Genomic DNA, 16,436 nt, shown 5'->3' with positions numbered 1-16,436 from the left:
TAAAAGGACATATCTATTACCAATTAGACTAATTTACTACTCTAATAGAAGAAAGAACAAATCTTTAGGTACATTTGCAGGATTTATTTTTTCATTAAGTTTTACTCGAAAATATTTTATTTTTGCATTTTTACGCTCCTATATAATGAATACTCCAGAACAACCTATACCACACAACGAACTACAACGTCTTGCCGCATTAAAACGCTATAATATTCTTGACACTTTGCCGGATACTGCTTTTGATGATGCTACAAAACTCGTTTCATATATATGTGGTGCGCCCATCGCACACATTTCATTCATAGACGAAAACAGACAGTGGTTTAAATCGGAAATTGGAATTGGAGTTTCAGAGGTACCAAGAGAAATTAGTTTTTGCCGATATACTATCATGGAATCGAAAATGGTTGAAATACCGGATACGCATTCGAACGAACGATTTAAAAACGATCCTAATGTTACAGGAGGTTTTAAGGTGAGATTCTATGCCGGAGTTCCGCTTACGACACCTGACGGATATAACATCGGAACCATTTGCGCAATAGATCATGTTTCGAAAGAACTTAATGACGATCAGCGTAATGCACTTACAATAATAGGTAAACGCGTTATCAATCAATTAGAATTAATAACAAAAAATATTGAGTTGGCTGCTCAGAAAAAAATCGCCGATCGTGCCGTATTTGCAAAAGACAGTTTTCTAGCGAATATGAGTCATGAAATTAGAACTCCGCTAAACGCTATTATAGGTTTTACAGATCTTTTGGCACAAACCAGACTTGATACAATCCAGCGTGATTATATAGAAAGTGTTCAAATTGCCGAAGAAAATTTGCTTTTAATCGTAAATGATATTCTGGACCTTTCTAAATTAGAATCAGGACATTTAACAATTGAATCGCAACCTTTCAATTTAAAAAATTCCCTTAAACATATTTATGATTTACTAAAAATTAAGGTGCCTAAGGATGTTGAATTCAATCTTTTTCTGGATGCCGAAATGCCAGAAAACGTAATTGGAGACCAGGGAAGATTAAATCAAATATTAGTAAACCTTACAGGTAATGCCCTTAAATTTACTGAAGATGGTGAAGTAACTATTTCTGTAAAAAAAGTAGCTGAAACAGCTGATAATTATTCGCTTAAATTCTCGGTTAAAGATACCGGAATTGGTATACCGGCAGAAAAACTTAAAACTATTTTTGAACGATTTACCCAGGCAGAAGAAAGCACTACCAGAAGATTTGGCGGTACAGGACTTGGACTTAATATTGTAAAACAATTAGTCAATCTGCAAAACTCTGAAATTCATGTAAAAAGTAAGGAAGGTCGTGGCTCAGAATTTTTCTTTATTTTAAATTATAAAAAAACAGAGCAAATTGAAGCCGAAGAAGAACAGTTGTCAGGCTATAATTTAGGAAAACTAAATATTCTTCTTTGCGAAGATAATGTCCTGAACCAAAAACTGGTCCGAAGCGTGATCCATAATTTTGGTTTTGAATTGGATATTGCTGAAAATGGAGAGGTTGGAATTGATCTTTTATCCAAAAACAAATACGACCTGATATTGATGGACCTTCAGATGCCAGTAAAAGATGGTTATCAGACTACAGAGTACATCAGAAATGAAATGAATTCAAACATTCCGATAATAGCCATGACGGCACATTCTCTTGTGGGCGAACAGGAACTTTGTTTTAATATGGGAATGAACCAAAACCTTTTAAGCAGACGGCACTTTTAGAAACGATAAAAATGGTTTTAACCATAGAAAGTAAACCGGTTCAGAAAAGAAAAGTAGATTTGTCTTTCTTAGAAGAAATGTCTTATGGAGATACCGGTTTCAGACAAGAAATGATCAATCTTTTTGTAGAGAAAATTCCAAATGAAGCCGATCAGTTACAAAAAGCATTTCACGATAATGATACTAATACGGTGAGAGATCTTGCGCATAATATGAAATCAAGTATTGACATTTTTATGCTAAAAGATCTTAGTAACTATTTAACTATTATCGAAGAAGAAGCTAAATTGGGACAATTTAATGCTGAAACCGCAGATAAAATAAATATTTTTCATTGTGAAATCACAGAAGTCGTTAAAATCTTAAAGGAAGTATGATAAAAGAGAAGTATGCCTTAATTTTGTAATAATAGCAGTTGCTAAAAGTAGTTACCCCAAAGACAAAATTTAAGCCATGAGAATAATTTTATCCGAAGATAATGAAATCCTACGCAAATCATTATCATTTTTCTTAGAGTCTAAAGGATTTACTGTTGATCAGTTTTCTGACGGAAAAGACGCACTCGATGCCATTGAGGCAAATAGTTACGACCTGATCCTTACAGATATCAATATGCCCGGCAAAAGCGGAATGGAAATTACGCAATATGTAAGGGAAAGTCTTGGCTCTGATATTCCAATAATTATATTTACTTCATCGGGCGTAGAACAAACAGAACTCGATTCTTTTGACATTGGCGCAAACGAATTTATGGCTAAACCTGTTAGTCCGGCTGTGCTTTTAGTGAGAATTAATAAATTACTAAAAACACGACTTTAATGAAATTTCTATACTACTCCATATTCTTATTTTTAATTTCCTCGAGTGTAGTAGCACAGGAGATTAATCTTGACGCGGCTTTATCTGAGGTAAAACGTGAAGTCGAAAAAAACAACTACGATAAAGCATTATTGCTTTTGGAGCCTTTGCAAACCAAGTTTCCTGAGAATGAAGATATAAAAATCTATAAAGGCCGAATTTACAGCTGGAAAAAAGAGTACGTCTCGGCAATAAAAATATTGTCTCCAATGGCAGACAGAACCAGTCCTAATCCGGATGCATTATTGGCTATTATTAATGTTTATTTTTGGTCAGAACAATTTGAAACCTGTATTGCGTATTGCGATAAATATCTTGCAGTAGATCCCAACTCTTCGGATGTTGTGTTAATCAAAATTAAATCTCTTGAAAAATTAAATCGTGATAAAGAGGCATTAGAACTGGTAGAAAAATTACCTATAACCGACAATAGTACACAGGCCATTACAGGATTGAGAACACTTATTGGGCAAAAAGCAAAAAATGCAATAGCCGCTTCTTATCTTAATATCTCAACCTCTGATCCTGGTCAGTCGCCTTTGCATTATGGCTATATCGAATATTCGCATAAATTTAGTAAATCGGCTCTTGTGGGACGTGCGAATATAGGTTATGCCAACAATGAGACACAAATGATGTTTGAGGCAGATTATTATCAAACCTTCAAAAAAAGAGATTATTTGTATGTTAATGCTGGTTTTTCGACCGGAGAAACCATATTTCCCGTGGCAAAAGTTGGTGCCGAATATTATTTTAAGCCTGGTAAAAGATTCGATTATGCTCTGGGTGCCAGATTTATGCATTTTGAAACCGATGACGTAACATTACTTACGGGACAAATTGCCTATAAAACAGGTTCGTATACGCTGGCATATCGTCCTTATTACGATACTTCAAACGAATTACTTTCTCATGTTTTAAGCATTCAGCATACAAACGACGAAAAAGAAAGTCTTATACGATTAGAATTGCAATATGGGAATGTTCCGTATTTGTATCTTTATAATAACGCAACAGAACCTTTAAAAGCGTATAGAGTTGGTTTGCAGTACCAGCATCGTTTTGGTAATTCCTTTTTTGTACGACCGGTTTTTCTTTATGAATATGAAGAATATTTGCCAAACGAATACAGAAATAGGTTTAATGTTCAGGTAATTGTAACGAAACGTTTTTAGTATGCTAGAAATCAGGAAATTTTTTAATAATGATGCCTGGTTAGAACATTTTCTAATTCTGTGCATTAGCCTGTTTATTATTTCAGCGGTGATCTTGTACGTCATGATTATCAGAAGCCGAAGTAATAATATCAAGAAAGAAAAGCTCAGAATAGTATACAGTTCATTAATTGAAAAATTAATGTTTTCAATTGTTTTTCAAGACCTTACTTTTTCTGCTATTAAAGAAGACAACGATTATAAAATACTTTCCAGAAATACTTTTTCAAGAGAAGTAACTATGGAATCTATTATCGATCTCCATAAAAATTATGATGGAGTTTATTCGCAGAAATTAGAACAATTTTATAAAGAATCCGGCTTGATAAACGACTCACTTAAACGTCTTAAAAGTTTAAAATGGGAGATAAAATGCAAAGGTATCACGGAGCTTGCAGAAATGAATGTTACCGAAACTTTTGACAGCATTATAACAATATCAAAATCGAGAAACAAAACTTTAAAAATTACAGCCCTCAATGCCGCAATTAAACTTGGCGGGACAAAAGGTATTGTACATCTTACTGAATATCCTTTTCCAATAGATGAATGGATGCAGATTAATATTATAAATGCTTTTAAAAAACACGATGTTGGCGACACAAAAGGAGTTGAACTATTACTCGAATCGCAAAATACCACAGTAATTTCAATCGGTTTAAAACTGATTAAAGAACTTAAACTTACACAAAAAGTTTCGTATGTAGCACAATTGGTAAACAATGCTACCAATACACAAGTAAAATATGAGGCGCAAAACGTATTGCAGACTTTAACAATATAAGCAAATGACTTTTTTTAATAACGAATTAACGGCGTTTTCTGAAGTATATCTAATGCTTATACTGGCTTATGCGATATTCATCATGTCGTCTTATCTTATATTGGCTCATCTTTCGACAAGAGAGTTGAGAGAATATCTTAAAAAAAATAGTTTTGTAGATTATAATGTGCTCCTAACAAGTGAATTTGCGCCGAGTCTTTCCCTGATTGCTCCAGCTTATAATGAAGGTTTTACAATTAAGGAAAACGTAAAATCGTTACTTTCATTAAATTATAATAATTATCAGGTGATTGTTGTAAATGACGGAAGTAAAGATAATTCTATGGAAATCCTCATTAGTACTTATGATCTTGTACTAACTGAACGTGCGATTCATCAACAAATAGAAACAAAAAAAATAAAAGGAATTTACACTTCTAGAAATGCTGCTTTCAAAAAACTAATTGTCGTAGACAAAGAAAATGGCGGTAAAGCCGATGCATTGAACGTGGGATTAAATATTGCTCAAAATCCGTATGTAGTTTGTATTGATGTAGATTGCATTCTCGACAAAGATTCCTTACTTAAACTGGCAAAACCTTTTCTTGAATCGCATGAAAAACGCATAATTGCTACAGGCGGCGTTGTCAGAATAGCCAATCAGTGTGTGATCAAAAACGGACGTTTGGTCGAAGTAAATATTCCCGATGTTATGATTCCAAGAATACAGGTGTTGGAATATCTACGAGCATTTCTTTTAGGAAGAATGGCCTGGAGCAGACTTGACGGTTTATTACTTATTAGTGGTGCTTTTGGTGCATTTGACAGAGAAATTGCTTTACTGGCAGGTGGCTATAGTACAAAAACTGTAGGCGAAGACATGGAATTGGTCGTGCGAATGCGTCGTTATATGCTTGAAAACGATTTACCTTACGCAGTAAGTTATATTCCTGATCCGCTTTGCTGGACAGAAGCGCCTGAAGATTTCAATATTTTCAAGAAACAACGCAGCCGTTGGATGAGAGGAACTATTGAAACTCTAAGTCTTCATAAAAAAATGTTCCTGAATCCAAAATATAAACTTTTAGGAATGCTCAGCGTACCGTATTGGACATTCTTTGAATTTCTGGCTCCTGCAATAGAATTTACCGGACTTTTGATTACCGTTATATTTATCATATTTGGTTTATTGAGCTGGTATTTCTTTTTTTTACTTTTATTGTTTGTGTATTTTTTCGCTGTTTTATTTTCAGTCATCGCATTGTACAGCGAAGAGCGTACCTATCATAAATATCCAAAACAAGCTGACTTTTTTAAGTTGTTATTGGCTGCTTTCATAGAACCATTGTATTTTCATCCTTTAACCATTTATGCTGCTTTAATTGGTTATAAAGAAAATCTTATGGGAACCAAAGGCTGGGGCGAAATGACCAGAAAGGGTTTTACTCAAAAACCGTAATATGAATTGGTCATGAAAGATTTATGCTGTAAATCAGTTCGTGAGAAAACTTAAAAAAAACCTCCAGAATAAAATTAATACTGACAATCTACAACTTAAGTATTGGTTTTTTAATTATTTAGACAGAACTTTAGCGGTGAAAATTTAATACTAAATAAGATGAAAAAAACAATACTTCTACTTGCCTTAGGTACAATAATTCTTTCATGTAATAAAAAAACAAACGAAAATCAAAATTCAGAAGTTTCAGTAGAACAAAAAGAACAAACTTCAAATAATGATCAGGCAAATAATGATCTTAAAAAAAGTTTTAATATCGAAGACATTCCGTATTCAAATGCTGATTTAGGTAGTTTTCCATTTTTCACTTTACCAGAAGGATTAACAGAACAAAATAAACCATTGCAAAAAAAAATCGATGTTTGTTTTTTTCCAGTTAATGGTGTCATGACTTCATTTGAAGGCAAATTGTATAAAACAAATGTTACCGCAAAACCGGGAGAAGAATTTTCGCAACGTTATTTTGAAAAAAGTATCGAAGATTATCTGAATTCTATAGGAGCTGTTAAAGTTTTTGATGGTGAAATTACTAAAGAAGAATTTGACCGCTACAACAAAAAAGACACCAATAAAGGTAACGAAGGAGATATTGGTTATACAGATGAACAGATTAAATTTTATGTGATCCGTTCAAAAAGTAAAGGGAATATCTATGTACAATTTTCTTCTAATAATGCCGCTGGAAAGCTTAATATTCTTCAGGAAGAAGTATTTCAGCAAACCATAAAAAAAGTCACAGCAGATGATATTGCAAAGGACTTAACCGAAAAAGGTAAATCTATTTTATACATTAACTTCGATGTTGATAAAGCTACCATTTCAACCGATGGAAAAGAAGTCGTTAATGAAATTGCTCAGGCATTAAAGAAAAATACTGCTTTAAAAATAGCTATCGAAGGTCATACTGATAATACAGGTGATGCAGCGCACAACAAAAAACTATCAAACGATCGTGCAAATGCTGTATTGAGTACATTGACAACACAAGGAATAGATAAATCCCGATTATCAGCAAAAGGATTTGGAGCAGAACGACCATTAGTGGCAAACGATTCAGAAGATAATAAATCTAAAAACCGTAGAGTTGAGTTGGTCAAAATAAATTAAAAGAACCTATTTTTAAAAACGCGACCTAGCTACAGCACATAAAAAAAACCTGAAGATCAATGCATCTTCAGGTTTTCTTATTTAAGATATTTTCTAATAAAAATATATGCTGCTTTTACTACTTATCCATACTAATATATGCCGGATATGATTCAGCGTTAGGTAAATTAAATTCTTCGTCATAAGGTGGTATCCCTGTACCGTTATTGTATAATGCTACACGTTTTACCCCAGTTGCTGTGCTTCCACCCGTTCCGTTAATCACATTTAAAATATTACCCGGACCCGCAAAACGAGTGATACAGATTTTTTCGAGTTTCACATTTGGGGTATTAGGTACCTCAAAGCCATTTTTCTTGTTTACAATCCCGTTATTTCCTGTAAAAACCGCATAAGAACCCATTCCAATCGTATGATGTTCTTTTACTGTATTCGCTACCTTAAATGCTGCATAACCATCAACTTTACCTCCCTGACTACTCCAGCTTGTTTGATTGGGAGCATCATAAGGCGGTTCGTTTTGAAAGAAATAAGTTCTACCGCGTTCTCCTAACCATAACACTTCATATTCCTGATAATGCTCGACAAATAAAGCATAAAGTGTAACATCATCGCCCGTAACAATAAGACCGTTTTTACATCTGTCTCTTACCCAACGAGCCTCTCCGCCCTTTTGCGAACCATGATCAGCACGCCATAACCAAAAATGATCGCCTAATACATTATTACTGTTAATTTGCATAGAAGCTTGTATCTGAATATTTTTAGACTGAACTCCACCTACTCTGCAAGTAATATCCGAAAGCAAAATAGGATCGTTTGAATGGTCTGCATTTGCTCCTTCATTACCAATTCTAATCTGATACGTTGTACTATTAAAAGAATCCATCAAAAGTCCCGCAATGATAATTCCATCCTTATCATCAGCATAAATACATCCCCAGGTATTTTTCTCCGTAGGTTCAAGCGTAACCGAAGCTATACCGGCACCTAAAAGTATGGCATCTTTTCTATTCACCTGAATAGGAGCATTCAGCGCGTAATGTCCTGGTGTGAAAAATATATTTTTGCCTGCTTTTAGTGCATTATTGATTTCTACATCGGTATCACCTTCTTTGGCAACATACCAGTCTATAACTAAATCCTGAATTTTCCCTTTCCCCATATCTGTAGACGACCATGAAACTCCTACTCTATCCTTTTGCCATGCCGGAACAAATACTTTGTATTCGCCATCTCCATCCACAAATAAGAAAGGCTTTTCTCTGATAATAGGCGTAGTAGAAATTGGAGAATTTGCATCATCTGCCTTTGGAGGATTTACACAACCTTGCCAAACCATATTATACGAACCGCCCATAGATGCTGAACCAACAGGAAATATGGCATTTCTGGTATACCATTGTTGCTGCCCGCCCCAATTAGGTCTGGTCGATGTATAATGAGTATCGGCAATAAAACCACCGCTTCCCCAAAAATTGGTATCTCCAATATCAGATATATATTTTGAAGTACTTTCAATCAGCATTCTTCTCGCACTTGTAGATTGAGAAACTGTCCAGCCAAAATCGCGCATTACTTCAACATTTTCTACAGAACGCCAAAACGTACACGTAGCATTTGCTCCACCTGAAAGATGAGGCCTTGTAAAGATAGATCCCAACTTAACATCTGATGGCACTTTACCCAAACCTCCAATATGAGAATAAAATCCTAATTCAATTGCATTCGCTTCTTTTGACGATGCAGAACCCGATCCGCCAGCATCGTAAGTTTGACCCTTTATATTTGCTTTAAAATAATAAGCCTGACGTTTTGTAGTCCATTCACCATTTGATCCTCCAAGACCAATACTTGGAAATTGCGAATTAATATCGTTTCGGGCTGTTTCTGCCTTTTCGTATTTTCTGTCGTAGAAATACATATTACTGCCAAAAATTTGATTTTCAAGCGAAATGAGTATCGTTATATCGTTACGGGTAATTTTATAGTAGTTCTCATATTTATCTTTATTAGGTTTACTATCTGTAAATGTCAATTTAGAAGTAGACCCCACCGATACAAAATCTGATGCTAACCTGCTCCCTCCTCTTGTAATAATATAATTTCCTGAAGAGCCAAATGCCGGCCATGTTAATACGATATTATGTTTCTTTTTGTTGTAAACAATTTTGCCTTCAATTGTATTTTCCAGTTTTTTTTCACCGGAAAAATACGATGGTACAAAACTGCATAGAATCAACATAAACGCACATGATGTAAATATTGAGATTATTTTTCTGTTCATAATACTATTCTTTGTTAATGATTTTTACTGCTTTTTATGATCTAGGAATTTCGAAGATAATAAATAATCCTAAAATCTATATTGAACGATAAATGGCTATTTCAACCTGAAAATGCCAATACTTCCATCCATCACATAAAAAAATATGAGATTATTTTTACGGGCAAATACAATTCATCTTTATGGTTAGTATAAATATTCTATACATAGCTTCACAACGAAATTTGTTTTTACCTGCCGTTCTATCATTAATAATATAAGAGATTCTTGTAAATTTTCGAATCAATTATATTAATTCCTTAACAACTAAAACTTAGTCATTCAACTACAAAACAACAACTTAAATACATTTTCTTTCATAAACTTCTTTCTATTATTTGAAAGGATCAATAGTGAATTAAATACTATACAGCGACGTCCATTTTTTATTAAGATCAATTGCATCGCAATTATTCAGCATTCCATTTTTAATAATTTTCGTTTTATTTTTTTTTGATATCTATAATTTCATTAACGTCATTTTTTTAAGACAAAAACGCATCTAAATTCAGAAAAAAGATTTTAGTATACCCAAAAACGTATTTTATTACTCCTCGCTAAAACCAATATTATCCAATTTTGCACGGTAAATCACCAATCGATATTTACCAGTTCATGGTGATTTTTTCAAACTAACTAATTAATTAACCAATTACCAACCACAAATGACAAATTCTATTAGGATTAAAAAAAGTCCTAATTGCGTATCTGGATTTAATTTGAAAAAGAAAATGATGCTGTTTTGTGTCCTGTTTTCTTTATCTCAAGTTGATGGATACGCTGTTAGTTCTAAGCGTACAACAACGGTTCAAAATGTACAACAGCAAAAAAGCATTACCGGACAGGTTAATGACGAAAATGGTTTACCGCTACCAGGTGTAACCATACTAGAAAAAGGAACTAAAAATGCCGTTTTAACAGATTTTGACGGAAAATTTAGTTTAAAAACAGAAAACGAGAATGCCATCTTAGTATTCTCTTTTCTGGGTTATACAAATACAGAAGTATCCATAAAAGGAAAAGCTGCGGTAAATGTAAAAATGCAAAAAGCTACAACTTCATTAGACGAAGTAGTTGTAGTGGGATACGGTAAAATGAAGAAAAAGGATTTAACCGGAGCAATCGTTCAGGTAACACCTGACAGACTGGCCAACCAAAATCCGCAGACCGTTCAGGATATATTAAGAGGTACTCCTGGATTAAGTGTAGGTTATGATCCTTCGGCAAAAGGAGGAGGAAGAATGCAAATTCGCGGACAAGGTTCAGTTTATGATCCAAGAAAAGAGGGTGTGCACAGTTCACCGCTTATCATTTTAGACGGAATGCAATTTTATGGTGAGCTTTCAGAAATTAACCCTGATGATATTGGCCAGATCGATATTTTAAAAGATGCATCGGCAGCATCTGTATATGGAGCGAAAGCAGCAGCCGGGGTTATTATTATTTCGACCAAAAAAGGTAAAACCGGCAAGCCTATGGTAAGTTTTACTACCAATACAACAATTAGTAATAAAAGTGCCTATCGTAGTGTATATTCTCCGGAGGGATATTTAAAATATCGTGAAGATTGGGAAACTGCTCAAACGTATGGTGTTAATACAGCAACCGGGCAATACGAAGCATGGATAGCAGGAACCACTGCTAATGGTAGACCCGGGTACTTTTCAAACCCTAACGATTTAGGCAAATGGGGTCTTACTGAAGCACAATGGTTAGCTTATCAACCAGCAGCGCAAACAGCAGGGAAAAGTTCGAAAGAAGTGTGGGGAGCACGTTTGGGATTGAATTTTGATCCTTCATTAATGGCTAATTTCCTAGCAGATAAAACACACGATTGGAGTAATAGTTCTTTTAGAACAGGAATTAATCACGATTATAATTTAAGCATTTCAGGAGCAAGTGACAAGGTCAATTATTACATGTCTTTTGGTTACTTAAATTCAGAAGGAGCTATTGTAGGCAATGATTATAAATCAGTACGTTCTAATATGAAAATTGATGCTAAAATTACCAGTTGGCTTGACATTGGAGCCAACGTTAATTTTCAGGATCGTTCAGATGGAGATCTTACTCCCTCTTTGGACACACGTTCCGGGTCTAATAATATGCTGAGAACCAGCCCGTTTGGAACCTTTAGAGATGCAAATGGCAATTATGAAAGACAACCGATGGGAAAAAATGTTTCGGGGCAAAATTATAATTATTACTACGAGCGCCAATATACGGAGAAAGAGACTGGATATACGATATTGAATAGTATTTTTAATGCAAAGGTAACATTACCTTTAGGTATTACTTATTCGTTTAACATCTCTCCTCGTTATCAATTTTATCATGATCGTTATTTCAGATCAACACAAAATCCAAACTGGCCTGCAGCAACAACTGGAGCAGTTAGAAATAACTCCACGAATTTTGATTACAACCTGAATAATACATTAACCTGGGATTATACAATAGCTGAAAAACACCACATCATAGCAACTTTTGTTCAGGAAGCTGAAGAACGTCGTTACTGGTCAGACGGAATGAATGCTTATAATATTCAACCATCAGATGCTTTAGGGTTTCACAATGTTGCTACTGCAACAATGGCGAATAGCGAGCTTAGATCAAAAGACACACATGAAACAGCAGATGGATTGATGGCAAGACTTTTCTATTCCTTTGATAATCGTTATATGCTTACAGCGACTGTTCGTCGTGATGGATATTCGGCATTTGGAGCTTCAAATCCTTATGCTACATTCCCTTCTTTTGGAGTAGCATGGAGCTTTAAAAATGAAAACTGGTTTAAGTGGAATGCGATGTCTACAGGTAAATTACGTTTGTCGTGGGGTAAAAACGGAAACAGATCACTTGATGATCCGTACATTTCTTTGGCAAACCTTGTAAATACCGGAACAATGGGATATTTAGATCCTTCAGGAAAAGCGCTTGAAATTAAGTTTTTATCACTTGATCGTATGGCAAATCCAAATTTGGTATGGGAAAAAACAGCCTCTACCAATATTGGTCTTGACTTAGGTTTTTTACAAGATCGTATTACTGCAAATATCGATGTGTACAGAAAAAACACACATGATATGATTATGAGTCAGGCATTGCCAGGTTTTACAGGATTTTCATCTATTGCAACCAATTTAGGAGAAGTTCAAAATCAAGGTTTTGAATTGAGTATTAATACCGTTAATATGAGAAGACCAAATTTTGAATGGCGTACTACTTTAGGAATATCCTATAACGAAAATAAAATTATTTCATTATACGGCAATATGGTAGATATTAAAGACGCCTCTGGTAATGTGATTGGAAAAAAAGAAGGTGACGACTCAGCTAATGGATGGTTTATCGGAAGACCAATTTCTCAAATTTGGGATTACAGAATAACCGGAATCTGGCAGAAAGACGAGTGGAAAGAAGCTCAAAAATACGGACAGCGTCCTGGAGATCCAAAAGTGGCAAACAGTTATACTGCAGATGATGTTGATGCGGTAGGCCCAGATGGTGTTACTTATAAAAAAGCGGTTTATAATGAAAAAGACAAGCAGTTTTTAGGAACTTCAACTCCTCCTGTACAATGGTCGTTGCGTAATGATTTTAAAATTTATAAAAATTGGGATTTAGGAATAAGTATGTATTCTTACATGGGACACAAATCACTGGATTCAAATTACATGAACACTTTCAACGATTCCAGTTTGTATAAATTCAACTTCAATCCTTATGTAAATCCGTATTGGACACTTGACAACCCAACCAACGATTGGGCACGTCTTGATGCTAAAGGACCTGCCGGAACTCCAGTTGCACCAGGAAAATTGTATGATCGTAGTTTTATTCGTCTGGACAATATTTCACTTGCCTATACACTTCCTAGAGATATTTTAGAGCGTGCACATATTAAAAGTATAAAGATTTATGCTTCGCTTCAAAACGTAGCAACATGGTCCGCTTCTAAAGAATGGAAATACTATGGAGATCCGGAAACAGGAGGATTAGCTACACGCCAGTTTAATTTAGGTTTTAATTTCCAACTTTAATAATTCAACAATGAAAAGATATATAAAAAATAAAATGACAAGACTGGTGCCTTTAATGGTATTGGCAGCGCTATCTGGTTCTTGTTCTAAAGATTTTCTCGAATCAGATCCGCTTTCTTTTTACGAACCTGAATCTACATTTTCTACCGAAGCGGGATTACAGGCGACTTTAGCACTATGTGATAAGCAGCTGCGTAACAATTACATTCATTTTAATGCTGCTGGGGTAAATGTGCCTATTGGTACAGAGTATCTATTCTCTGATATGGCACAATACGGAAAAACAGATGCGGGCAGTAATATTGCTGATTATGCCACTACTATTGTTCCTACAGGACCTTTTCAAAGAGACGTAGGCGAGTCAACTTATCTTGGTTTTTACTGGACTGAAGCTTATACAGGTATTAAAAATGCGAATACTGTATTAACGTATATTGGGAATGTAAAAACTTTATCTGAGGAAGTTAAAAATAAATATATTGGGCAAGCCTATTTCCACAGATCATACCGTTATCTGAATCTTGTTTACCAATTTGGAGACATCCCATTGATTACAAAAATATTGTCAGTTCCTAAACAGAGTTATTATTCTACTAAAAAAGAAGCTATTATTGAAATGATTACGGCTGATATGGAGAAAGCTGTACAATATGTGCCAGAGCAATCTAAAATAGGATATGTAGGTATGGTGAGTAAAGGCGCATGTCGTCAGTTATTGATTAAATGTTATCTAGCATCCGGTAGATTTGCTGACGCTGAAGCACAAGCCAATATCTTAATCAACCAATCAGGCTATTCTTTGGTACAAAACTCTTTAGGTATTTTTGATCCCGGTGGAAATCCAACGGCATGGCCAATTACCAGAAACGTGATCTGGGATTTACACAGACCCGAAAACAAAGTAATTTCTGCAAATACCGAAGCTATCCTGGTAGCACCAAATGGAGGAGCACAATCCTTTTTATCATTTGCTTCCATGAGAATTTTTGGACCTAACTGGAATGATGCCAATTTAATTACCCCTGATGGTAAAACAGCCGCACCGCGTTTTCCGTCGAATGATAAAAATAATTATAATGCAAAATATGACTACCAAAGAGCAATAGGACGTGGTATTGGTACCATCAGTGGTTCTTATTATTCACAGCATCCTATGTGGGTTGTCAACCATATTGAAGATAAGGTAGATCTTAGACACAATAGTGCAGTTGGAAACTGGGTGAATATGGAAGATCTTAAATATGCTCCTGGCGCAGGAGGAAGTGCGACATGGGCAGGACAAAATTTCAGAATGAAAGATGCATCTGGCAAGTTATTAGCACAAGATTCTATTCGTGACTGGTATGATTTCCCTCATTATAAAATCTTCTATCATGATGTTGTTGCCGAAGCTAATCCTGCAGCAAATGATTTTCAGGGAGCTACTGCCGGAGCAAGTGCACACTTGTATATTTATCGTTTAGCCGAAACCTATTTATTACGTGCAGAAGCTCGTTTTTATCAAGGAAACACTGCTGGAGCTGCTCAGGATGTAAATGTCGTGAGAGCGAGAGCAAAAGCTTCGCAAATGTATACTACTGTAACTATTGGTGATATTTGTGCAGAAAGAGGAAGAGAACTTTACTTAGAAGAATGGAGAAATGTGGAATTAAAACGTATTTCGCACTGTTTAGCTCTTAGCGGAAAACCAGATGAATGGGGACAAACTTATAGCAAAGACAATTGGGACAAACAATCAGGAACAGATGCAGTAGGTGGAAGTTATTGGTATCAACGTATTGTACATTACACCCTTTACAATAAATATCCAGCTGGTATTGCTCTTAAGCCAGGTGTAAAATTTTATTCGATGGACAAACGTAATAATTACTGGCCAATTCCATTCAGACTTGCTATCGAGCCAAATATCAAAGGTCAATTAAGCCAGAACTATGGCTATGACGGTTACAATGCAGGTGTAAAAGTTTGGGATAAATGGCAAGATGCTGTCGAAGACGAAAGCAAAATTTAAATTTACTGGCTTTCTTAAGCTAAAAAATAAATAATAATCTACGTTTCCAGAAGTTTATAATTTACATTATAAAACTCCATAACAAAAGAAAATGATTTCTAAAATCCATTAACCCTTTTCTTTAAAAAGTACTTCTTCAGATATGGATTTTTTTTATTTCGAAAATATTAAAAATAAAGCAAAGAAAAAGTCTTCTATATATGAGAAGTTATCTAAAACAAAAAGCGTCCTCTACGCATTATAAAAACACTATAAAGAAATAAACACAATATCCCCTTTGAAGTTTATACAAAAACAGAAAATGATTGAGCATATAGAACAAAAAAAACTATCTCTCATTTCTCTTTCAAAAAATAATCCAACTCTTTAGAAAATTTAATATATCAACTTTTTGAATTTGGGCTTTCCGCCGCGGCGGACCGGGCTGTCCGCTAAATCTTTTGCGAGAGAGGTTTTAGGGTTTGGCTTTGCCAGAAGTTTAGTGTATCGCAAAAGGATACCGCTTCCATCCCTAACGCAATCTAACTACTTCAATAAATTCCAAGATAGGTCTGAAGATAATAAAACCAAATTCCAGGTAAAAACTAAAAAAAGAAACCACAGAGCAATCACGCAGCTTTGCGAACTTTAGAATGCAGAAAAACGATGCAAAAAAGATCCTTTACTATCTTTACGGTAAAAACAGTTCAATATGATTGTTTAAAAATAAAGTGAGATCAAAATCTTTCGTTTTAGTGCAAAAAAAACTCCAATTAGCAATTAGCCAATTGAAGTTTTTAGTACTCAGAGCGGGACTTGAACCCGCACGAACATTGCTGTTCACTGGATTTTAAGTCCAGCGTGTCTAC

At 34.9% G+C, this 16,436-nt stretch carries 10 protein-coding genes; 9 read left to right on the top strand and 1 reads right to left on the bottom strand.

What is annotated here, in order from left to right; all coding sequences use genetic code 11:
- From FLACOL7796_RS06160 to FLACOL7796_RS06135, 7 genes are all read left to right on the top strand, one after another.
- Positions 1–1,747 (top strand): GAF domain-containing hybrid sensor histidine kinase/response regulator (locus tag FLACOL7796_RS06160; protein WP_232067303.1); only part of this gene is annotated, 1,747 nt, incomplete at its 5' end.
- Between the two features lie 11 nt (positions 1,748–1,758).
- Positions 1,759–2,124 (top strand): Hpt domain-containing protein, encoded by a 366-nt coding sequence (locus FLACOL7796_RS24640; RefSeq protein ID WP_232067302.1) that lies wholly within the window; start codon positions 1,759–1,761, stop codon positions 2,122–2,124.
- A gap of 76 nt (positions 2,125–2,200) precedes the next feature.
- Positions 2,201–2,566 (top strand): response regulator transcription factor, encoded by a 366-nt coding sequence (locus FLACOL7796_RS06155; protein WP_173969938.1) that lies wholly within the window; start codon positions 2,201–2,203, stop codon positions 2,564–2,566.
- On the top strand, positions 2,566–3,780 hold the full coding sequence (locus FLACOL7796_RS06150; protein ID WP_173969937.1) for a YaiO family outer membrane beta-barrel protein: 1,215 nt from the start codon (positions 2,566–2,568) through the stop codon (positions 3,778–3,780). The genes FLACOL7796_RS06155 and FLACOL7796_RS06150 overlap by 1 nt, the downstream gene beginning before the upstream one ends.
- A 1-nt stretch (position 3,781) precedes the next feature.
- Positions 3,782–4,603 carry a hypothetical protein gene (locus FLACOL7796_RS06145; RefSeq protein ID WP_173969936.1) on the top strand — a complete coding sequence of 274 codons (822 nt, stop codon included), beginning with the start codon at positions 3,782–3,784 and terminating at the stop codon, positions 4,601–4,603.
- 4 nt (positions 4,604–4,607) lie between these two features.
- A complete protein-coding gene (locus FLACOL7796_RS06140) occupies positions 4,608–6,041 on the top strand; it encodes a glycosyltransferase family 2 protein (RefSeq protein ID WP_173969935.1) in 1,434 nt (477 codons plus the stop codon).
- Positions 6,042–6,200: 159 nt separating this feature from the next.
- Positions 6,201–7,208: an OmpA family protein gene (locus tag FLACOL7796_RS06135; RefSeq protein ID WP_173969934.1), complete on the top strand. Its 1,008-nt coding sequence runs from the start codon at positions 6,201–6,203 to the stop codon at positions 7,206–7,208.
- A gap of 118 nt (positions 7,209–7,326) precedes the next feature.
- Here the strand turns inward: FLACOL7796_RS06135 and FLACOL7796_RS06130 are convergent, their stop codons facing one another.
- The gene (locus tag FLACOL7796_RS06130) at positions 7,327–9,495 is read right to left on the bottom strand and encodes a hypothetical protein (protein ID WP_173969933.1); all 2,169 of its coding nucleotides are present in this window, start codon (positions 9,493–9,495) and stop codon (positions 7,327–7,329) included.
- 770 nt (positions 9,496–10,265) lie between these two features.
- Here FLACOL7796_RS06130 and FLACOL7796_RS06125 point away from each other — a divergent pair.
- Both FLACOL7796_RS06125 and FLACOL7796_RS06120 read left to right on the top strand, forming a co-directional pair.
- A complete protein-coding gene (locus tag FLACOL7796_RS06125) occupies positions 10,266–13,577 on the top strand; it encodes a SusC/RagA family TonB-linked outer membrane protein (protein ID WP_232067301.1) in 3,312 nt (1,103 codons plus the stop codon).
- A gap of 10 nt (positions 13,578–13,587) precedes the next feature.
- A complete protein-coding gene (locus FLACOL7796_RS06120; protein WP_173969931.1) occupies positions 13,588–15,588 on the top strand; it encodes a RagB/SusD family nutrient uptake outer membrane protein in 2,001 nt (666 codons plus the stop codon).
- Positions 15,589–16,436: the final 848 nt, after the last annotated feature.

Source organism: Flavobacterium bizetiae, from assembly GCF_902804475.1.
Classification (GTDB): Bacteria; Bacteroidota; Bacteroidia; order Flavobacteriales; family Flavobacteriaceae; genus Flavobacterium; species Flavobacterium bizetiae.
Note: the sequence above shows the minus strand (reverse complement) of the source record. Positions and strands in the feature narration are given on the sequence as shown.

Coding starts and splice junctions, on each gene's coding strand:
- FLACOL7796_RS06135 (WP_173969934.1), top strand. CDS start 6,201: ATGAAAAAAACAATACTTCTACTTGCCTTAGGTACAATAATTCTTTCA.
- FLACOL7796_RS06145 (WP_173969936.1), top strand. CDS start 3,782: ATGCTAGAAATCAGGAAATTTTTTAATAATGATGCCTGGTTAGAACAT.
- FLACOL7796_RS06130 (WP_173969933.1), bottom strand. CDS start 9,495: ATGAACAGAAAAATAATCTCAATATTTACATCATGTGCGTTTATGTTG.
- FLACOL7796_RS06155 (WP_173969938.1), top strand. CDS start 2,201: ATGAGAATAATTTTATCCGAAGATAATGAAATCCTACGCAAATCATTA.
- FLACOL7796_RS06125 (WP_232067301.1), top strand. CDS start 10,266: ATGATGCTGTTTTGTGTCCTGTTTTCTTTATCTCAAGTTGATGGATAC.
- FLACOL7796_RS24640 (WP_232067302.1), top strand. CDS start 1,759: ATGGTTTTAACCATAGAAAGTAAACCGGTTCAGAAAAGAAAAGTAGAT.
- FLACOL7796_RS06150 (WP_173969937.1), top strand. CDS start 2,566: ATGAAATTTCTATACTACTCCATATTCTTATTTTTAATTTCCTCGAGT.
- FLACOL7796_RS06140 (WP_173969935.1), top strand. CDS start 4,608: ATGACTTTTTTTAATAACGAATTAACGGCGTTTTCTGAAGTATATCTA.
- FLACOL7796_RS06120 (WP_173969931.1), top strand. CDS start 13,588: ATGAAAAGATATATAAAAAATAAAATGACAAGACTGGTGCCTTTAATG.